The sequence below is a fragment of the Natronoarchaeum sp. GCM10025321 genome (genome assembly GCF_042663585.1).
Classification (GTDB): domain Archaea; phylum Halobacteriota; class Halobacteria; order Halobacteriales; family Natronoarchaeaceae; genus Natranaeroarchaeum.
The window spans coordinates 557214-574187 of the sequence record NZ_JBHTAN010000006.1 but is presented as its reverse complement, the minus strand read 5'-3'; the positions used below and the strand labels follow the sequence as shown (position 1 = coordinate 574187).

The window sequence follows — 16974 nt, the reverse complement described above, 5'->3', positions numbered from 1 at the left end:
CAGGTATGGTCAGCGTCACAGTTTGGAACGAGTACCGCCACGAACAGGAGAGCGAAGCGGTCGCAGAGCTTTACCCGAACGGCATCCACGCCGTGCTGGCCGAACTGCTCGAAGACGAGGGACACGACGTCCGCACCGCCACGCTGGACGAAGACGACCACGGACTCACGCAGGACGTCCTCGAGGACACCGACGTTTTGCTGTGGTGGGGCCACATCGCCCACGACGAAGTTGCTGAGGAAGTGGTCGACCGCGTCGTCGAGCGCGTGCGCGAGGGCATGGGCTTTCTCCCGCTACACTCCGCACACTACTCCAAGCCGTTCAAGCGACTGATGGGAACGAGCTGTTCGCTCAAGTGGCGCGAGGTCGGTGAGACCGAGCGCCTCTGGACGGTCGAGTCAGGACACCCGATCACTGCGGGACTCGACGAGTCCATCGTCGTCCCCGAGGCGGAGATGTACGGCGAGCGCTTCGACGTTCCACAGCCAGACGCGCTGGTGTTCGTTAGCTGGTTCGAGGGCGGCGAAGTGTTCCGGAGCGGTGCCTGCTATCGCCGTGGCAGCGGCCGGATCTTCTATTTTCGGCCCGGCCACGAGGAGTATCCGATCTACTTCCAGGAGGGGATCCGACAAGTGCTCGTCAACGCCGTCGACTGGGCGGCACCGACGGAGGGGCCCGAACCGTACTTCGGCAACGCCGATCCTGCCGAGCGGATCGAGTAGCGCGGGCGGTCCGACGCGGCGAACTCAGTCGAAATCCGGCAGGTCGTCGGGCGCGTCGTACTCGGCCTCCCAGTCGATGTAGTCGTTTTTGAGCACCTCGGAGATGGTCTGACCGAACTCGGTCATCGCGGCGTTGATGCCCGACACGGTCCCCCACGAGTCGAGGTCGGGGTGGTACTCTTTTTCCCGCCAGTCCTCGGGGATACCCGGCGCGTTGTAGCCGACCCGATCCGCGAAGTCGTCCCAGAAGAAGTCGAAGGCGGCGAACATACCGAGTTCGACCGCAATCTCGTATTCGTCCTCGTCGAGGTCAGTATGCTCGGCCCACTCGTCGAAGCCGTCGGTCCATGCCCCCTCGTGCAAGAACGTCTCCAGGTCGTTCCGCCGGTACTCGGAGTCTTCATCCAGGTGATCGTCGTCGTCGTACTTGTCGGGTACCTGTTCGCTCAGTTCTGGTGGGTCCGGCGGGTCGACATCGAGACTCATACTGAGCGGTAAGAGCGTGGAGGGAATAAGCGTCCCGCAGACGGCGGCGGACTACTCGATGCTGGGGTCGCGATCAGTGCTGGTGGAGGGGTTGACGCTCCATCTGCTGGCGCAACTCGGCGAGCGTCGATTTGTCGACGCCGCCGTCGAACTGCGCGATCAGGGTCAGTACCTCCGGCTTCGGCACTTTGACGCCACCCTGTTTGAGCACGTCCTCTGGTCGCTCGCGGAGTTCGCGGATCGTCCCCACAGCGAGCAAGTACGGAATCGCCCACGCGGCCAGCGTGTTACCTCGATGCTCTGGGAGCGCTTCGAGATAGAGGAGCGCGTCGTCGAGATAGCCCGCGGCCTGGTCGGTGACGCGCTCGATTACAGTCGTCACCTCGCGGACGTTATCCGCCTCGCAGACGGCGTCCTGCTCGACGCCCTGTTCTCGCAGCCAGTTTGCGGGCAGATAGACGTTGTTCTCCTCGTGATAGTCGTCAGTGACGTCTTTTGCGACGTTTACCAACTGGAGCAGGAGGGCGAACGAGCGGGCGTTCTTCTGTAGTACCTCGGTCTGTCTGGGGTCGGTCCCTCGCGTGATGAGGTTCGTAATCAGTTCGCCGACGGTGCCGGCCGCGTACCAGCAGTACTCCTCCAGTTCGTCGGCCGTTTCGATCCGGAGTCCACCGGTTTCGGCGTGACGGTCGACGAACGTCGCCATCCCGCCGACCAGTTCGCGCACCGGTTCGCGGATAGCTTCCCTGTCCTCGGCGGGCAGGTTCTCGAAGGTCCGGACGATGCGGGGAGCGTTGGCGACGACTCCCCAATCGTCCTTGTCCTCGCCAGGCTCCTCGGGGATCCACTCGGCGATGTCCTCGCTGAACTCGTGGACCGTCACGTCCGAGCCGGCCTCACGAGCGATCGCGTCGTTGTACTCTTCGAGAAGGGCCTGCTGGATAGTCGGCGGGATATGGCCGGCGTCTTCGACCGTGTCCGCAACACGGCAGAGGAGATAGCCGACGCAGATCCGCGAAGCCATCGGCTCGTCCAGCACGTCGATCGTGATTGCAAACGTTCGCGAGACGTCCGAGACGGCGTCGAAACACCAAGCCAGGTCCTCGTCGAACGTCACCTCTTGGGTGTCGTTCATCCTCGTAGTAGTTTCCTTAGACTCCGGGGATAAAAAGGTCTGAGGAATTTGTCCTGACACTCAGAACGGGCGGCCCCACCGCCCGCAGGTTATAAATGGTTTTTCAGGATGGTTTTGCGACGAGCAGGCACTATCCAGTTCCGGATTTGAAAAGTGAGCAGATCGTACTCGGTCGGCCTACTCGCTCAGTGCAATCGCCAGTTCCTGCAACGAGTCGATCGTCAGATCAGGGTCGCCGTCGAACGGTTCCCACGGTGTTGCCTGCCGATCCACCCGGACACCCTGCATCCCCGCGTGCTGTGCACCCATGACGTCGAACCACCCGGCCGTCACGTGTGCAATCTCGTCGATCGGTGTTCCCGTCCGGGCGGCAGCATGGCGATAGAGTTCGGCGTCGGGCTTGAACGTCCGGATCTCGTCGGCACTGATCGTGTCCTCGAGCAGATCCTCGATGTCGGCGTGTTGAACCATCGACGACAGCATCGCCGGATTTCCGTTCGAAACGACGTAGCAGGCGTATCCGTCATCACGGAGTTGTTCGATGCCGTCGCGAACGTCGTCGAACACATCGAGTTCGTGGTACACTACCAGGATCTCATCTCGCTCCGCCTGTGAGATATCGGCATCGTGGACGTCAAGTGCGTACTGCAGGGCGTCACGATTCATCTCGTAGAACGGCTGATACGCGTCGATCTGATTCGCGACGAACGTATACTCCAGTGATCGTGCACGCCAGAGTCTCGAAACGGGTTCAGGATCCGCAACGCGGTCAGCGAGTGCGTTCTCGGCCGCATCCACGTCGACGAGCGTACTGTAAGAATCGAAGGTAACCGTCGTAACGCGCTCGGGATCGAACGTCATCACGGACTACAACGGGTGCCCGAGTGATAATCCTCGATCTTCCAGGTCCATGTGCATTGGTCACAGAAACCGTCAAGTAGGGGTGGACGAACCTTCGAACATGGATTTCGCGCTCTCCCAAGAGCAACGCCAGATCGAGGAGATGGTGACGGAGTTCGTCGACGAAGAGGTCGTCCCGCGGGCGGCCGAGATCGACGAGACTGACGAGTTCCCCCGAAAACTGCTCGACGAAATGGCCCAGCTCGGCCTGCTGGGCATGCCGTTTCCCGAGGAGTACGGCGGGGCCGGACTCGATTACCACAGCTACGCGCTCGCGCTCGCGGAGATCAGTCGCGGGAGCGGCGGTCTCGGAACCATCGTCGCCGCCCACACCAGCCTCGCGGGCAACATGCTCTACGAGTTCGGCGACGACCACCAGAAGGAGACGTATCTGACACCGCTGAACGAGGGCCGAGACATTGGAGCGTTCGCGCTCTCGGAACCCGGCGCGGGTAGCGACGTCCCGGCGATGGAGACGACTGCGATGGCCGAGGGCAACGAGTACATACTGAACGGCGGGAAACTGTGGATCTCGAACGGTTCCGTCGCCGATACCGTCGTCGTCTTCGCGAAGACCGACGAAGACGCCGGCAACAAGGGGATCTCCTCGTTCGTCGTCCGGCCCGAGGAGGACGACGGCTTCCACGTCGAGGGGACCGAGCACAAACTCGGCGACAAGGGCTGTCCGACCGCCGAGTTACGGTTCGACGGCCTGCGGATTCCGGCAGACCGTCGACTCGGCGCGGAAGGCGAGGGGTTCGTCCAGGGGTTGAAGACGCTCAATGCGGGCCGGATCACCATCGCGGCCCGCGGCGTCGGCATCGCGCAGGCCGCCCTCGACGCCGCCGTCGAGTACGCCAACGAGCGCGAGCAGTTCGGCCAGTCTATCGGCGAGTTCCAGTCGATCAAACACAAGATCGCCGACATGGACACGAAACTTCAGGCCGCCAAACTACTGATGCACCGCGCGGCCGACCGGAAGATCCGCGGCGAGGACTACATCAAACAGGCCGCACAGGCGAAACTGTACGCCAGCGAGGTCTCCCGGGAGGTCGCCAACGAGGGCATCCAGATCCACGGCGGCTACGGCTACACGAAGGACTTCCCGGCCGAACGGTACTACCGAGACGCGAAACTCAACGAGATCTACGAGGGGACCAGCGAAATCCTGCGCAACACCATCGGCGATCAGGTACTCGACGGGTAATCAGGCCACCTGCTCGTCCATCCACTCGAACTGCCGCTCGACACTCCGGCGACCCGGCTCCGTCAGCGCGTAAATGTCGTGGAGCCCTTCGGTTCGTTCCTCGACGAACCCCTTGTCGACGAGTTGATCGAGCGCGCCGTAGAACCGCCGGGGCTCGAATCGCCTGTCGTATCGGCGCTCGATCGCCGTCTTGAGCGCCTGTCCGCTCCGTTCCTCGCCGTACAGCAGAATACAGAGGTCACGTCGGAACCCGCTCTGGAGCCACTGGCTCATACCCAGTAGCAGTCGCGGCGGCCGCTTTGGCGTTCCGGTTCGATGGGGCGTGCCCGAATCCTCGCGGGTTCCGGAACCGACAACTTCGATTAGGGGCCGTCCTAAGCGCCGGGTATGAGCGACGCCACTGCCGAGGCTGGCGACATCGACGCGGAGTACTACACCACCGAGTCCGAGCGCGTGCTGGCGTTCGATCGGGACGGCCGCAGTGCTGCAATCGCACAGAACATCGAGGGCTACGCGATGCTGAAAGTTCGGCCGAGCGAGGGCGGCGACGAGCTAGAGCGCTACTACGGCTTCGACATGGCGCTGGATCACGCCGCAGAACTGCTCGGTGCGTCGCCGAACGACCTGCCGATCCCCGACGACGCGAGCGACATGGGAATGTGATCAGTTGACGAGCAGGTAGACGAACAGAAAGAGGAAATAAACCAGGACGAGCGTGCCGAGTACTTTCAGTCTGAACCGGCCGATATCGTCGTTCTCTTCGAGATACGCGTCCTGGAACGCATCACGTTCCGCCTCGTCGATCAGATCCGGGTGGTCCAGTCCGAGATGGAGTGTCCGGTAGCGCTCGGTGCGGAACGGTCGGTCACAGTACGGACACCGATATTCGGTGGCGTCGTCCGGCACCTCGACGTCGATGGCTGTGACCTCTTCCATTGCTGATTACAGGCTAGCTCCGACGTACAGCACGACGACGAGGAACACCCAGACCAGGTCGACGAAGTGCCAGTACATCGAGACGGTGCTCACGGAGACGTGCCGTTCCGCGGAGTACTGTCCTCTGAGTGCCCGCACCATGACGATGCTCATCATGACGATTCCCATCGACACGTGGAGGCCGTGAAGCCCGGTCAGGGCGAAGAAGCCGTTGGAGAACGCGCCCTCGAAGAAGCCGTAGTTGTAGTGGATGATGAACTCGTAGTACTCGAACGCCCAGCCACTCATGAAGATCAGGCCGAGCAGGATCGTCGCGCCGAACAACTGCATGAATCGCTTCCGGTTATCGTTGAGTAGCGCCACGTGAGCGTAGTGGATCGTCGCGCTACTGGCCAGCAGCATCGCGGTGTTGAACAGCACAACGGAGTTCAGTAGTGCTGGCACGTCGCCGAAGTCGCCGGTCGGCCAGCTACCGACCCGGATGAAGAAGTAGTAGACGAACAGTGCGCCGAACGTCGCGATCTCGGACCCGAGGAACGCGAGCATCCCCCACCGAAGCTTCGCTTCGTGTTTGGTGTCGGCCTCGCGGTTCCAGAAGTCGGCGACGAAGGCGTGGTAGAGCCAGCCGTAGATGCCGCCGAGGAAGGTCAGCGCGCTCAGGGCAAAGAGGCTGCCACCGATCATCTGTTCGCCGAGGATGTAGATGGCGGCCGCGATGTAAAAGCCCGATCCGCCGATCGCTGTTATAAAGGGCCACCAACTCGCCTCCCCGAACCCCCTCGGGAAGTCTTTCACCGCCGGGAGGTGGTGCCCGTGGTCGTCCGCTGTGTCGTCGGCTACGGTCATACAGAGGGGTTACAGTCGAACTACTAAAAATCCATCCAACCGCGCCGGTGGAGAGCGGGCCGAATAGAGGGTCCCGGGTAGGTCAGAATCGTTGCTGTGGCCGGTAGTTCGCACTCATTACGCGGCCGACGTAGAGGACTACTGCCACGAGCAGGCCGACGAAGACGAGTGACCCGATCAGCAGGTTCGGAATGTTCGTCAGCGCGCCGGCGCGATGGCGCTGTCGAGTCTCCTCGTGGTCGTCAACTCCTCGCGCTCGCTGTGAGGGTTTTCGGCGGTCGTACCAGATTTCCTAATGCCGTCGCGGCCGTCCGTTTTAGTATGAACGAGTCTCATCCCACCAGACGGCGCATGCTCGCTCTCGCGGGTGCAGGCACAGTCGCAGTGCTTGCCGGCTGTCTCGGCGACGACGAGGCCGCGCCGGAGCCAATCGCACTCGACGCCGGGCAGTCCTGTGACCAGTGTGGCATGGTGATCGAGGAGCATCCGGGGCCGACAGGACAGGTGTTCTTCGAGGACCATCCCGAAGACAGGGACGGCCCCGCCCACTTCTGTAGCGGCGTCTGTACCTACCGGTACCGGTTCGACGCCGAGGACAGGGGCGAGACGCCCATCGTCACCTATCTCACCGATTACAGCACCGTCGAGTACACCGTCTCCGGTGAGGGGGAGTCGCAGTTCATCTCGGCGCATCTGCAGGCGGACGAGTACGCCGACGAGACCGACCTGAACTTCGTCGCCGGTTCGGACGTGCGCGGCGCGATGGGCGAGGACCTGATCCCGTTCGGAGAGGCCACTGATGCCGACTCCTTCGCCGACGAGTACGGCGGCCAGGTCATTACACACGACGAGATTACGCGAGAACTGATCGACTCGCTCGGAATGTGATCACCGACGCGAGACGCCGACTGCGGCGGCTGACAGCCCGATGAGCGTCCAGCTAACGAGGCTAAACGCGCTCGCGACCGGCGAGGCGTAGCCGGTCTCGGCGTCGAACGCGACGTACAGCACGGTCTCGAAGACCAGCCCACGGAACGCGCTCGCAGGTGACGCCGCGAGCGCAGTCACCAGCGTATCGCTCGCGATCCAGTCCGCGCCGACGCCCCGGAGGACCAGCAGGTCGAGGCCGACGACGATTCCGCCGACCCCAACGACGGCGAGCGTGAGCGCGACCTTGCGACTGCTCGCCAGCGCTGAGAGAGCGAGGACGACCGAAAGCACCATCAGCGCGTAGCCGAGCGTCAGGGAGATAAACCGGCCAAACAGAACGGGCGAGTCGATGCCACGGTGGGTCGCGACAATCGTGGTACCGGGCCCTGCAGAGAGCCAGATCAGCACGCCGACGACGATCAGCGGCACGGCGAGGGTCGTCACGACAGCGACCGCGCGACCGGCGTAGACGCCCCCGACGTACGCCCAGTCCGGCACCGGGTACGTGTTGAGCACTTCGAGTTCCTCGCGCTGGACGTCGTCAGCGATCGAACGGTAGCCGATACCGAACGCGACCACCGGAACGAGCAGTTCCAGTGGCAAGAGGAGATCGACCGCAGTCGGGACGTAGCCCGCCTCAGTGCCGCCACCGACGGTCGCGATGCCGACGATGACGGCGGCGACGCCGACGAACAACAGGAGATACGACCGCGACCGGGCGACGCTCGCGAGTTCGCGGCCGAAGATCACCCGCGCCGCGCGGCGGCCACTCATCGGGGTACCCCCACGACGTCGACGGTTTCGGCTGCCCCGGTGATCGCCGCCTCGAAGACGTCCCAGAGCGAGTCGACCTCGTACTCCTCGATCAGTTGCTCGGGCGAACCATCGGCGACGACACCGCCACGGTCGAGCACGAGTACGCGGTCGGCCGTCCGCTCGACCAGTTCCGGATCGTGCGAACTCAACACGACCCCCGTCCCCTCGCTCGCGAGGTCGGTCACAACCTCGAAGGTGCGTCGACGCATGCCTGGGTCGAGGCCGCTCCCCGGTTCATCGAGGACGACGACCGGCGGATCGCCCACAGTCGCCTGTGCGACCCCGAGCAGGCGCGTCATCCCGCCCGAGAGCGCCTCGACGCGTCTGTTTGCGGCATCCGGGAGGCCGACCTGTTCCAGGCGGTCACCCGGTGCGTCGCCGACGAGCGCTTCGTAGAAAGCGAGCGTCTCGTACACCGTGAACCCGGGCCTGAACGTCGGGCGCTGGGGGAGATAGCCGATCTCGCGTTCTGCGTCCGGCCCCAGATACTCCACCGATCCGGCGGTCGGCGTCAGGAGTCCGGCGAGCAGTCGCAGCAGCGTCGTCTTGCCCGAGCCGTTCGGCCCGACGATTGCCGTTACGGCGCCTGCCTCGACGCCGACCGAGACGTCGTCGATCACCGCCACGTCGCCGAAGGAGTGATCGAGGTCCTCGGCGCGGAGGATCGGCCCGTCGCTCACGACCCGGCACCTCCGTCATCGTCTTCGTCCTGCTGTTCCGCTTCGAGTTCCGCCAGCACGTCGGGATTCACTGGCTCCGCGAGCGGCGCAGTGTCGACGACGCTCCCGGTTCGCAGGCCCGGCGTGGTCCCGCGAAGTTCGCTTAGCCCGCGGGCCGCGGGCGACTCGGCGAGCGTCAGCGCGCCCTCCGTCCTGTGAAGCTGTCCGTCGACGGGGTCGGTCGGCGAGTACGACCGGTCGAGCACGCCACCCGATGCCGTCCCGTACGCGCCGTCCCAGTAGTTGCCTCGCCCCTCGAACGTCCAGATCCGGAGCGGCCCGACGTTGGCCTCGACGTGCTGGTCGTTGCCGACGATGTCGTTTCGCACGACGCGGTTGGAGGCGAGGATCGACCCGGTTCGCAGACCGACCTCGTTGTCGTAGATAACGTTCTCCTCGTACAGCGACTGATCGGCACTGGTCGTGATCCCGTAGCCGTTGTCGGCGACGACGTTGTTCGCGATGTAGCTTCGCGACCCGGCGGGGAGGATACCGTAATCCGACTCGCGGATGTCGTTGCCGACGACTGCGTTGTGCGTCGGATTCGTCATGATCGTCAGGCCGGCGATGTCCTGTCGGCGGGCGACGTTGTCGGCGATTACCGAATCGGAGGTGTGCATCAGGTGGACGCCAAAGCGGTTCTCGTAGAAGGCGTTGTCCCGGATCACCGTCCCGTGGGAGCGATGGAGGTAGACGCCGTCGCGGCCGCCGTCGAAGGTGGAGTTCTGGACGACCGCGGGCGAGCGCATCGACATGACGCCCATGAAGCCCTCGGCCCACTCCTCGCTCCCGTCGACTGCGATGTCGTCCACGACCGCGTCAGGAGCGTCACGGAGCAAGACGCCGTTGGCCGGCGTCTCGACCGAGACGTCGGTGACATAGACGCCGCTGGCGTTGACGACGTGGATCCCCGCATCGCCGTGCCCGTAGCCGAGTTCGATGTTCTGGTCCCAGTCGCCGTCTTCGCCGCTTACTTGCTCGGGGTCCCGGGTCTGATTGCCGACGCCGTCGACGTTAATACCCTCGATTGCGACGTCGTCGGCCCGCACCTCGACGACGTTCCCCTCGCCGTCGCCGCGGATAGTGGCGTTCTCGCCCCGGACCGTGAGCGGTCTGTCGATGCGAACGGTCTCCTCGTAGATGCCAGGGGGTATCTCGACCGTCGAGCCAGCGGGCGCGGCGTTGACGGCCTCCTGGACCGTCTCGTCCTCGCCGAGGGTCCGAACGGGGTCGCGGTCGAGCAACGGTCTGACGGCTGCGACCCGGTCGTCGGCCTGCGCGCGCTGGTCGTCGACCCGGTCGCGGACGACGGCGGCGGTGTCGATGTCGAACGACCGGCTCTGAAGCTCGCTCCAGCCGACGATTTCGCCGCCGTACTCCTCGGTGAACTCGACGGCGGCCGAACGGGTGCTGAACGGGACGACCGTCTCGCCCGCGGGCGTCTGCGCTTCGCTACCGACGACGAAGGAGGCCTCACTCGCGTCGGTCCATCCGACCGAGGTCTCCGGGGTCAGATACCCCTTATCGGTGAGTTCGAGAGTCGTGTGGGCGTAGTTCGAGACGTAGACGACCAGCGGGTAGCCGAACTGCTGGTCGTGTTCCGGCTGATTCAGCGTATCGACGGCCTGCTCGACGCCGTAGTAGCCGACCACGTACTCGTACTGGGAGTAAAACACCTCTACGCGGGGGATAGATATCTCTTGTTGCGCGGCGGCCCGCTCGTCTTCCTGCGAGAGGCCGAGCGTCGTCACGGAGTCGAACGGCTCCGGTGACGGCGCGGCGTCGTCGACGTCCGTCATGAAGACGCCAGCACCGACCGCGCCGACGAGACACGCCAGCAGGAGCAGTGCTACTGACAACTCTCTCCCGCGATACAGTCCGCTAGTCACAGCTATTCCTTTCGGTGGGATCGGTTTACATCGTGTGGTGCGGTTCTCGAATCCTCGACGCCGTCGGCCACTTCCTCAACGTCTTCGTTGGGACCGAGTCTGCTCGAAGGGGACAGCGCGTCGAAAAGGGGAGGCGCGTTATTCGGCGTCGGCTTCGTCGCCGTTCTCGGACGTTTCCATCTGTTCTTGCATGCTGTTCTCGAAGTCCTCGGGCTCCTCGACGTACACCTCAAAGAGCATTCCGGAGTGACCCACACCACAGTATTCGGTACAGTAGCCCTGGTACTCACCGACCTCGTTCGGCGTCGTGGAGACGGTGTTGACCGTGCCCGGCTGGGCCTGCTGTTTCACGCCCAGATCGGGTATGTGGACCATATGTAACCAGTTCTCGGACGACACCTGCAGATAGACTTGCTCGCCCTTGGGGAGGTAGAGTTCGTTTCTGGTCTGGACACCCTCGTACTCGTTCTGGTAGGTGAACTCCCACTGCCACGCGTCAGTTCCCTCGACTTCGATAACGACTGCGTCCTCCGGCGGTTCGTCGTCGGCCATCGAACTGATCTGCGGGTCGGCCATGACTTCGAAGGCGGCGAATCCGACGAACAGCAGGACGATGGCGGTCGCAATCGTCCACGTGATTTCGAGACGTCGGTTCTCCTGAGTCGGCCTCGGTTCGTCGTTGTTCCGGAACTTGAGAACGGCGTAGATGAGGATCCCTTCGACCAGTAGTGTGATCGGGAGGGCAACGATGATCAGCCGTTCGTTGAGGTCGTTGATCAACTCGGCAGACGTCGACGCCGCTGCTGCTGGCTGGGCCAGCATCAGTAATAGCGTCCCCGCCCACGCAGTGATCAGGGCGATCCGCGATCCCTTCATGATGGGTCGTTCTTAGGGAAAGGGGGTTAAATATGTGCTGACTTTTCGAGGGATCGACCCCGGAGAAGCGCGTCGCATAAGTATCCCCAGTCGAAGAATACAGCAAGAGGTACGCGTTCGTGACACATCCATCCCACCGGACGAACCCGTCGTTTCCGCTCGTCGACAGCCACACCAATTTCACGTGGCTGCTCGCGGCAACAGTGATGGGTGCGTATCTGCTGATCGTCGTCGGTGCGACGACAGCGATCACCGATGCCGCAGCGGCCTGTGGTGGCTGGCCCGCCTGTGGCGGCGAATGGCTCGCGATTTCGGACACGCAGATCGCAATCGCATGGGGCCATCGCGTCATCGCGCTGATCGTCGGCATGCTCGTCCTGGCGACGACGGCGCTCGCAGTGCTCGGCGACGCGTCCACACGTGTTCGTGCCGCTCTCGGTCTCGGTCTCGTGCTCTACGCCGTACAGGTCGGAATCGGCGCTATCGCGGCGACGGCAGAACTGTCGGGCCTGCTTGCCAACGTCCATCTACTCGTCGCGATGCTGGTGTTCGGCACGCTGATTCTCGCGCTCGCGTGGACGCTCGAGACCGAGACGGCGGGACTCGACGAGGAGCCAGAACCCACCGGTCCCGAGGAGGACGCCGACCCGGTCGAAGACGTCCCGACGCCCACGGTTCCGGACAGCCTGTTCGGACGGGCGAAGTTGATGGCGTTTGCGTATTTCCGGCTCATGAAGCCCCGTCTTATGTGGTTGCTCTGTCTCGTCGCGTCGGCCGGGATGGCCCTCGCCGCAGGCCCAGATCTGACGATCCGAACCATCGTACTAACGCTCTCGGGCGGCGTGCTCGCAATCGGCGCAAGCGGCACGTACAACCACGTCCTCGAACGTGACGTCGACAAGAAGATGGCCCGGACCTCCGACCGACCGGTGGCGACGCATCTCGTCCCGGCCCGGAACGCGCTGGCCTTCGGCGGCCTGCTGACGGTCGCCTCGCTCGCCGTCTTCCTGCAGGTGAACCTGCTCGCGGCGGCGCTCGGCCTGGTCGCGATCATGTTTTACAGCGTCATCTACACGCTGGTCCTCAAGCCGAACACGGTTCAGAACACGGTCATCGGCGGTGCGGCCGGCGCGCTTCCCGCGATGATCGGCTGGGTCGCGGTCACCGGCCGGATCGGTCTGCCCGGTCTCGCCCTCGCCGGCGTCATCTTCCTGTGGACGCCCGCGCACTTTTACAACCTCGCGCTGGCGTACAAGGACGACTATGCCCGCGGCGGGTTCCCGATGATGCCAGTCGTCCGCGGGGAAGCCGTCACGCGAAAGCACATTCTGCTGTATCTCGCGGCCACACTGCTGGGCGCGAGCGCACTGTCGGCGATCAGCGGCCTCGGCGTACTGTACGCCGTAACGAGCGTCGCACTCGGTGGCGTCTTCCTCTGGGCAGTGATCCGACTGCACTGGGAACGGACCGAACAGGCGGCGTTCCGCGCGTTCCACGCCTCGAACGCGTATCTCGGCGCACTGCTCGTCGCAATCGTCGTGGACACGCTGGTACTGTAGACAGATGAGTTCGCTCACACAGCGCTCGAATCTCGATCGAATCCTCCCCGACAGAGAGACAGCGCTGGTCTATGCAGTCCTCATCAACACGCAACTCGTCCTCGTCGGCATCTATCTCCTCCTGATCGGTCGAACGAGCGTGACGACGTTCGAGATATACCCGCTAATCTGGCTGAACGTGGGAGCGTGGGCGATCTACCGCACGTCCCCCTCCGATGCATCGGGACGGACGCGCTGGCTCGCCGGGGGCATCGCCGTGCTCTACTTCGGCATGCTCGCCGTCCTCGGCGGGATGGTCGGGCCGGGCGCGTCGTTTTACGAGGTCGCGTACGCGGGCGGCCTCAACCTCAACGTCGAGGGGCCGCCCGGTCTCGTCCCGAACCTGTACTACGGCGGCGAGTTGATCGAGTTCACGCTGATGCCCGCCTTCATCGTCGGCTACGCCGCGCTAGCCTATCTGGTCTACGCGACGATCATCGACGCGACGAACGCCGCCATCTCCGGGATCCTAGGCCTGGTCTCGTGTGTTAGCTGTACCTGGCCGCTGATCGCCGCCGTCGTGGCGAGTCTCACCGGCGGCTCCGCGAGCGCGTTCACTGCGGCCACCTCGAGCTTTTCGTTTGGGCTCTCGACGGTCGTCTTCGTCGTGACCGTGGGGCTGCTCTACTGGCGACCGTTCGGCCGGTAGCGACGTCTCGGGCGCTTTATACTGGAGAGGGAGAAAGGCTGCTCTAGTCGTGGACCTCTCGTCGATCCGAACACTTCCCGGTCGGTTGCACGAGTTCGACGCCCTGTTACTCGTCTCGTTGCTCTGGTTTCTCGCGAAGTTCGTCCGCTACGCCTTTCCACCACTCTTCGAGCCGCTACAGGGCGTCTACGGCGTCACGAATGCCGAAATCGGCCTCGCGTACACCGGCTTCATGCTGACCTACGCGGCGATGCAGTTCCCCTCCGGCGCGCTCGCGGATCGGTTCGGCTCCGTGACCGTCATCTCGGCCGGGAGCCTGCTCGCCGCGCTGGCCGCGCTCTCCCTCGGCGTCGACTCGCCCTTTTACGTCCTCGTCGGCGCGATGGTGCTCATGGGCGCAGGAACGGGCGCGCACAAGACCGTCGCCATCGGCCTGCTCTCGCGACTCTATCCGGCACGCACCGGGCGCGCGCTCGGCACGATGGACACCATCGGGACGTTCGCGGGCGTCGCCGCACCTGCCGTGGTAGTCGCCGTCCTCGCGGGGCCGGCACTGTTCGGCGACAACTGGCGAACGCTCTTTCTCGCGGCAGGCGTCGTCGGACTCGCGACGACCGCGACGTTCACGGTCCGGGTCTCGAACCCGGAGCGGCCTGCACCCACGGACGCACAGAGCGGGACGCTCGCCGAGTACGTCACGCTCTTTCGGAACCCCCGACTGCTGGCCTTCGTCGTCGTCACGGTGCTGTTCGGGTTCACCTACAACGGCGTGGTCGCCTTTCTGCCGCTGTATCTCACCAGCGAGGCCGGGCTGACGTCGGCGACTGCCGGACTGGTCTTCGCTGCGCTGTTCGCCGCGAGCGTGGTGCAGGTCGTCTCCGGCGTACTCAGCGACCGCGTCGGCGAGTTGCCAGTCATCGTCGCCACGCTCGCGCTCGCGACGGCCGCGCTCGTTGCGCTGGTCGTCCTGACGCCGACCGGAAACCCCCTCGTACTGGGTGCCGTCGTCGTCGTAATCGGTCTGGGCTCACACGGCTTCCGGCCGGTGCGGGGGGCCTACTGGATGGCCGTGCTCCCGGAATCGCTGGCCGGAGGTAGTCTGGGAATCGTCCGGACGCTGCTGATGGGCGCTGGCGCGGTTGCACCCGCGGTGGTCGGCGTACTCTCCGAATCGGTCGGCTTCGTCCCGGCGTTCTGGCTACTCACGGCGTCGGTTGCCTGCTCGACCGTGCTCGCGGCGTTGTTGCTGGCCGTCGGCACCGAACAGTGACTGCACCGGGATGTTGATTCTACAGGCCACACAGTATCACATATGGCAACGATGCTTGATCGATCGACGATCCTCATCCCGGTCGATGTGGCCGATCCGGACACCCCGCCCGCTGCGCTCGTCGAGCTATTACAGCCACATCAGTTGGTGATTCTGAGCTACTACAGGGTGCCGGATCAGACCCCGATCGAGCAGGCTGAAGAGGAGTTGGGAGACGAAGCGCGCGAGACCGTCGAGGAGGTCGTGAGTCAGTTCGAGGGCGACACCGACGTGACGTCGACAGTCGTCTTCACGAGGGGGCGCTCAACGACGCTGGACCGCGTCGTCAGGGAGTACGATGCCGACGCGGTGTTGACGCCCGGCGACATGGGCGAGAGCCTCAATGATGTGCTGGTTCCGCTGAAGGGCGATCCGAACATCGTACACATCGTCGAGTTCACCGGGCTACTGCTCGGGAACAGCGACGCCGCCGTGACGGTGTTTCACGTCGCCGACTCCGACGAGGACGAGGCGCGCTCGGAGTTCCTCCTGCGCGGTGCCTGTGATCGATTACGGGAGTTCGGCATCGAAGCCGATCGGGTCGGCTGGAAACAGGTGCGATCCGGATCGCCGGGGAACGCTATCGTCTCGGAGGCCGAGGACTACGACCTGCTGGTCGTCGGGGAATCGGAGCCCTCGCTCCGCAGGCGGATCCTCGGGACCGTGACCCGGAGCGTGAACGATCGGACGAGCAGTCCGACGCTCGTCGTCAGAAGCAAGTAGGGAAGACGTCTAGTCGCGGTGGCCCCAGCGCTTGCCCTCCTCGTCGTAGCGGGCCTCCGAGATCCGGTCGTGCTGGTCGTCGGTGAGTTCCACGTCGACCGCACCGACGTTCTCGTCCAACTGGTCGACGGTCCGCGCACCGACGATGGGGACGCAGGTGAACTTCTCCTGGTCGATCAACCAGCGCAGGGCGACCTGCGCGGGCGTGGCACCGACCTCGTCGGCGACGGCCCGGACTTCGTCGAGTACCTCCCAGCCGCGGTCGGAGACGTAGTAGTCGTCGAAGTTGGGATCGATCGCACCGCGAGAGCCCTCCGGTGCCTCGACCCCCTCCTCGGTCCGCTCGTACTTGCCCGTCAGGAAGCCGCCAGCCAGCGGCGAGTAGGGACAGACCGCGAGGTCCTGATCGGCGGCGACATCGAGATAGTCGACGACGTCGTCGCGATAGGCGGCGTGAAAGAGCGGCTGTGTCACGTCGAACCGTTCGAGCCCCTCGACGTCGCTCTTCCAGAGGGCCTTGGTGAGCTTCCAGGCCGCCATCGACGACGCGCCGATGTAGTGGACTTTCCCCTCGCGCACGAGATCGTTGAGCGTCCGTAGGGTCTCCTCGACCTTCGTGTCGTCGTCGAAGCGGTGGATGTAGTACAGATCCAGATAGTCGGTGCCGAGCCGATCCAGCGTGCCCTCGATCTGTGATCGAATGTGTTTCCGTCCGAGCCCGGAGTCGTTCGGGCCAGGTTCGCCGTCGCCGTCGTAGGGGAAGTAGACCTTCGAGGCGAGGACGAAGTCGTCGCGGTCCTGATCCTCCAGCCACTCGCCGATCCACTGTTCGCTTTTTCCGTTCGGCGTGCCGTAGACGTTCGCGGTGTCGATGAAGTTGATCCCGCGCTCGGCGGCGGAGTCGAGCAGTTCGTGGGCTTCCTCCTTCGTCGTCTCGACGGTCCCGTCGGTCTCGCGGCCGAAGCGCCACGTACCGAGACAGAGCTGTGAAACTGACGTACCGGTCGAACCGAGCTGTGTGTACTCCATACACTCGGCTCTCCCGTCGGAATCGAGTTAAGCAGTTGGGTAGCGGCTACCTATTTCGAGTTCACACTCTACGCACCGGAAACTCTAGAGTATGTAAGAACCAACTGACAATATGTAAAATACCTACGATCGTACAGCATTAAATATATTACTTGTATTCAGTTAAGTTTTTTTTTACTTCGGTATGTCTACCATCCATGGTCA

At 64.0% G+C, this 16974-nt stretch carries 19 protein-coding genes; 8 read left to right on the top strand and 11 right to left on the bottom strand.

The window, feature by feature from the left end; translation table 11 throughout:
• Positions 1–5: 5 nt before the first annotated feature.
• A complete protein-coding gene (locus tag ACFQL3_RS05765) occupies positions 6–722 on the top strand; it encodes a ThuA domain-containing protein (protein WP_377052246.1) in 717 nt (238 codons plus the stop codon).
• A 24-nt stretch (positions 723–746) separates the two neighbouring features.
• On the opposite strand, the gene ACFQL3_RS05760 is transcribed toward ACFQL3_RS05765, so the two are convergent.
• The 3 genes from ACFQL3_RS05760 to ACFQL3_RS05750 form a co-directional block, all read right to left on the bottom strand.
• The gene (locus ACFQL3_RS05760) at positions 747–1208 is read right to left on the bottom strand and encodes a hypothetical protein (RefSeq protein WP_377052244.1); all 462 of its coding nucleotides are present in this window, start codon (positions 1206–1208) and stop codon (positions 747–749) included.
• Positions 1209–1281: 73 nt separating this feature from the next.
• Entirely contained in the window at positions 1282–2343 is a 1062-nt protein-coding gene (locus tag ACFQL3_RS05755) for a phytoene/squalene synthase family protein (protein WP_377052242.1), read from the bottom strand.
• Positions 2344–2520: 177 nt separating this feature from the next.
• A complete protein-coding gene (locus tag ACFQL3_RS05750; RefSeq protein WP_377052240.1) occupies positions 2521–3204 on the bottom strand; it encodes a haloacid dehalogenase type II in 684 nt (227 codons plus the stop codon).
• A 100-nt stretch (positions 3205–3304) separates the two neighbouring features.
• On the opposite strand from ACFQL3_RS05750, the gene ACFQL3_RS05745 reads away from it, so the two are divergent.
• Complete coding sequence (locus ACFQL3_RS05745; protein ID WP_377052238.1) at positions 3305–4450, top strand: acyl-CoA dehydrogenase; 1146 nt, start codon at positions 3305–3307, stop codon at positions 4448–4450.
• Here ACFQL3_RS05745 and ACFQL3_RS05740 read toward each other — a convergent pair whose 3' ends face one another.
• On the bottom strand, positions 4451–4723 hold the full coding sequence (locus ACFQL3_RS05740) for a PadR family transcriptional regulator (RefSeq protein ID WP_377052236.1): 273 nt from the start codon (positions 4721–4723) through the stop codon (positions 4451–4453).
• Positions 4724–4837: 114 nt separating this feature from the next.
• Between ACFQL3_RS05740 and ACFQL3_RS05735 the strand changes: the two genes are divergently transcribed.
• Positions 4838–5113, top strand: a complete 276-nt coding sequence (locus tag ACFQL3_RS05735) for a DUF7111 family protein (protein WP_377052234.1) — start codon at positions 4838–4840, stop codon at positions 5111–5113.
• Here ACFQL3_RS05735 and ACFQL3_RS05730 read toward each other — a convergent pair whose 3' ends face one another.
• Positions 5114–5386, bottom strand: a complete 273-nt coding sequence (locus tag ACFQL3_RS05730) for a DUF7410 domain-containing protein (RefSeq protein ID WP_377052232.1) — start codon at positions 5384–5386, stop codon at positions 5114–5116. It abuts the gene before it with no gap.
• Positions 5387–5392: 6 nt separating this feature from the next.
• Complete coding sequence (locus ACFQL3_RS05725) at positions 5393–6232, bottom strand: cytochrome c oxidase subunit 3 (protein ID WP_377052230.1); 840 nt, start codon at positions 6230–6232, stop codon at positions 5393–5395.
• A gap of 321 nt (positions 6233–6553) precedes the next feature.
• On the opposite strand from ACFQL3_RS05725, the gene ACFQL3_RS05720 reads away from it, so the two are divergent.
• Positions 6554–7120: a nitrous oxide reductase accessory protein NosL gene (locus tag ACFQL3_RS05720; protein ID WP_377052228.1), complete on the top strand. Its 567-nt coding sequence runs from the start codon at positions 6554–6556 to the stop codon at positions 7118–7120.
• On the opposite strand, the gene ACFQL3_RS05715 is transcribed toward ACFQL3_RS05720, so the two are convergent.
• The 4 genes from ACFQL3_RS05715 to coxB all read right to left on the bottom strand — a co-directional run bounded on the left by ACFQL3_RS05715 (position 7121) and on the right by coxB (position 11462).
• Positions 7121–7936: an ABC transporter permease gene (locus tag ACFQL3_RS05715; protein WP_377052226.1), complete on the bottom strand. Its 816-nt coding sequence runs from the start codon at positions 7934–7936 to the stop codon at positions 7121–7123.
• Positions 7933–8658: an ABC transporter ATP-binding protein gene (locus tag ACFQL3_RS05710; RefSeq protein WP_377052224.1), complete on the bottom strand. Its 726-nt coding sequence runs from the start codon at positions 8656–8658 to the stop codon at positions 7933–7935. Before ACFQL3_RS05710 ends, ACFQL3_RS05715 begins: the two co-directional genes overlap by 4 nt.
• Positions 8655–10586 (bottom strand): NosD domain-containing protein, encoded by a 1932-nt coding sequence (locus ACFQL3_RS05705; protein WP_377052222.1) that lies wholly within the window; start codon positions 10584–10586, stop codon positions 8655–8657. The genes ACFQL3_RS05710 and ACFQL3_RS05705 overlap by 4 nt, the downstream gene beginning before the upstream one ends.
• 138 nt (positions 10587–10724) lie before the next feature.
• Positions 10725–11462 carry a cytochrome c oxidase subunit II gene (gene coxB / locus ACFQL3_RS05700; RefSeq protein ID WP_377052220.1) on the bottom strand — a complete coding sequence of 246 codons (738 nt, stop codon included), beginning with the start codon at positions 11460–11462 and terminating at the stop codon, positions 10725–10727.
• 119 nt (positions 11463–11581) lie between these two features.
• Here coxB and cyoE point away from each other — a divergent pair, with 119 nt between their 5' ends.
• From cyoE to ACFQL3_RS05680, 4 genes are read left to right on the top strand one after another with little or no spacing between them, the layout of a single operon-like run.
• Complete coding sequence (gene cyoE / locus ACFQL3_RS05695; protein WP_377052218.1) at positions 11582–13021, top strand: heme o synthase; 1440 nt, start codon at positions 11582–11584, stop codon at positions 13019–13021.
• 4 nt (positions 13022–13025) lie between these two features.
• The gene (locus tag ACFQL3_RS05690; RefSeq protein WP_377052216.1) at positions 13026–13709 is read left to right on the top strand and encodes a DUF7546 family protein; all 684 of its coding nucleotides are present in this window, start codon (positions 13026–13028) and stop codon (positions 13707–13709) included.
• Between the two features lie 49 nt (positions 13710–13758).
• Positions 13759–14979 (top strand): MFS transporter, encoded by a 1221-nt coding sequence (locus ACFQL3_RS05685; RefSeq protein ID WP_377052214.1) that lies wholly within the window; start codon positions 13759–13761, stop codon positions 14977–14979.
• Positions 14980–15021: 42 nt separating this feature from the next.
• A complete protein-coding gene (locus ACFQL3_RS05680; protein WP_377052212.1) occupies positions 15022–15741 on the top strand; it encodes a universal stress protein in 720 nt (239 codons plus the stop codon).
• Between the two features lie 9 nt (positions 15742–15750).
• On the opposite strand, the gene ACFQL3_RS05675 is transcribed toward ACFQL3_RS05680, so the two are convergent.
• The gene (locus ACFQL3_RS05675) at positions 15751–16770 is read right to left on the bottom strand and encodes an aldo/keto reductase (protein ID WP_377052210.1); all 1020 of its coding nucleotides are present in this window, start codon (positions 16768–16770) and stop codon (positions 15751–15753) included.
• Positions 16771–16974: the final 204 nt, after the last annotated feature.

Excerpts from the sequence above, each read along its gene's own strand:
- ACFQL3_RS05765 (WP_377052246.1), top strand. The coding sequence starts at position 6 with ATGGTCAGCGTCACAGTTTGGAACGAGTACCGCCACGAACAGGAGAGC.
- ACFQL3_RS05760 (WP_377052244.1), bottom strand. The coding sequence starts at position 1,208 with ATGAGTCTCGATGTCGACCCGCCGGACCCACCAGAACTGAGCGAACAG.
- ACFQL3_RS05755 (WP_377052242.1), bottom strand. The coding sequence starts at position 2,343 with ATGAACGACACCCAAGAGGTGACGTTCGACGAGGACCTGGCTTGGTGT.
- ACFQL3_RS05750 (WP_377052240.1), bottom strand. The coding sequence starts at position 3,204 with ATGACGTTCGATCCCGAGCGCGTTACGACGGTTACCTTCGATTCTTAC.
- ACFQL3_RS05745 (WP_377052238.1), top strand. The coding sequence starts at position 3,305 with ATGGATTTCGCGCTCTCCCAAGAGCAACGCCAGATCGAGGAGATGGTG.
- ACFQL3_RS05740 (WP_377052236.1), bottom strand. The coding sequence starts at position 4,723 with ATGAGCCAGTGGCTCCAGAGCGGGTTCCGACGTGACCTCTGTATTCTG.
- ACFQL3_RS05735 (WP_377052234.1), top strand. The coding sequence starts at position 4,838 with ATGAGCGACGCCACTGCCGAGGCTGGCGACATCGACGCGGAGTACTAC.
- ACFQL3_RS05730 (WP_377052232.1), bottom strand. The coding sequence starts at position 5,386 with ATGGAAGAGGTCACAGCCATCGACGTCGAGGTGCCGGACGACGCCACC.
- ACFQL3_RS05725 (WP_377052230.1), bottom strand. The coding sequence starts at position 6,232 with ATGACCGTAGCCGACGACACAGCGGACGACCACGGGCACCACCTCCCG.
- ACFQL3_RS05720 (WP_377052228.1), top strand. The coding sequence starts at position 6,554 with ATGAACGAGTCTCATCCCACCAGACGGCGCATGCTCGCTCTCGCGGGT.
- ACFQL3_RS05715 (WP_377052226.1), bottom strand. The coding sequence starts at position 7,936 with ATGAGTGGCCGCCGCGCGGCGCGGGTGATCTTCGGCCGCGAACTCGCG.
- coxB (WP_377052220.1), bottom strand. The coding sequence starts at position 11,462 with ATGAAGGGATCGCGGATCGCCCTGATCACTGCGTGGGCGGGGACGCTA.
- ACFQL3_RS05690 (WP_377052216.1), top strand. The coding sequence starts at position 13,026 with ATGAGTTCGCTCACACAGCGCTCGAATCTCGATCGAATCCTCCCCGAC.
- ACFQL3_RS05680 (WP_377052212.1), top strand. The coding sequence starts at position 15,022 with ATGGCAACGATGCTTGATCGATCGACGATCCTCATCCCGGTCGATGTG.
- ACFQL3_RS05675 (WP_377052210.1), bottom strand. The coding sequence starts at position 16,770 with ATGGAGTACACACAGCTCGGTTCGACCGGTACGTCAGTTTCACAGCTC.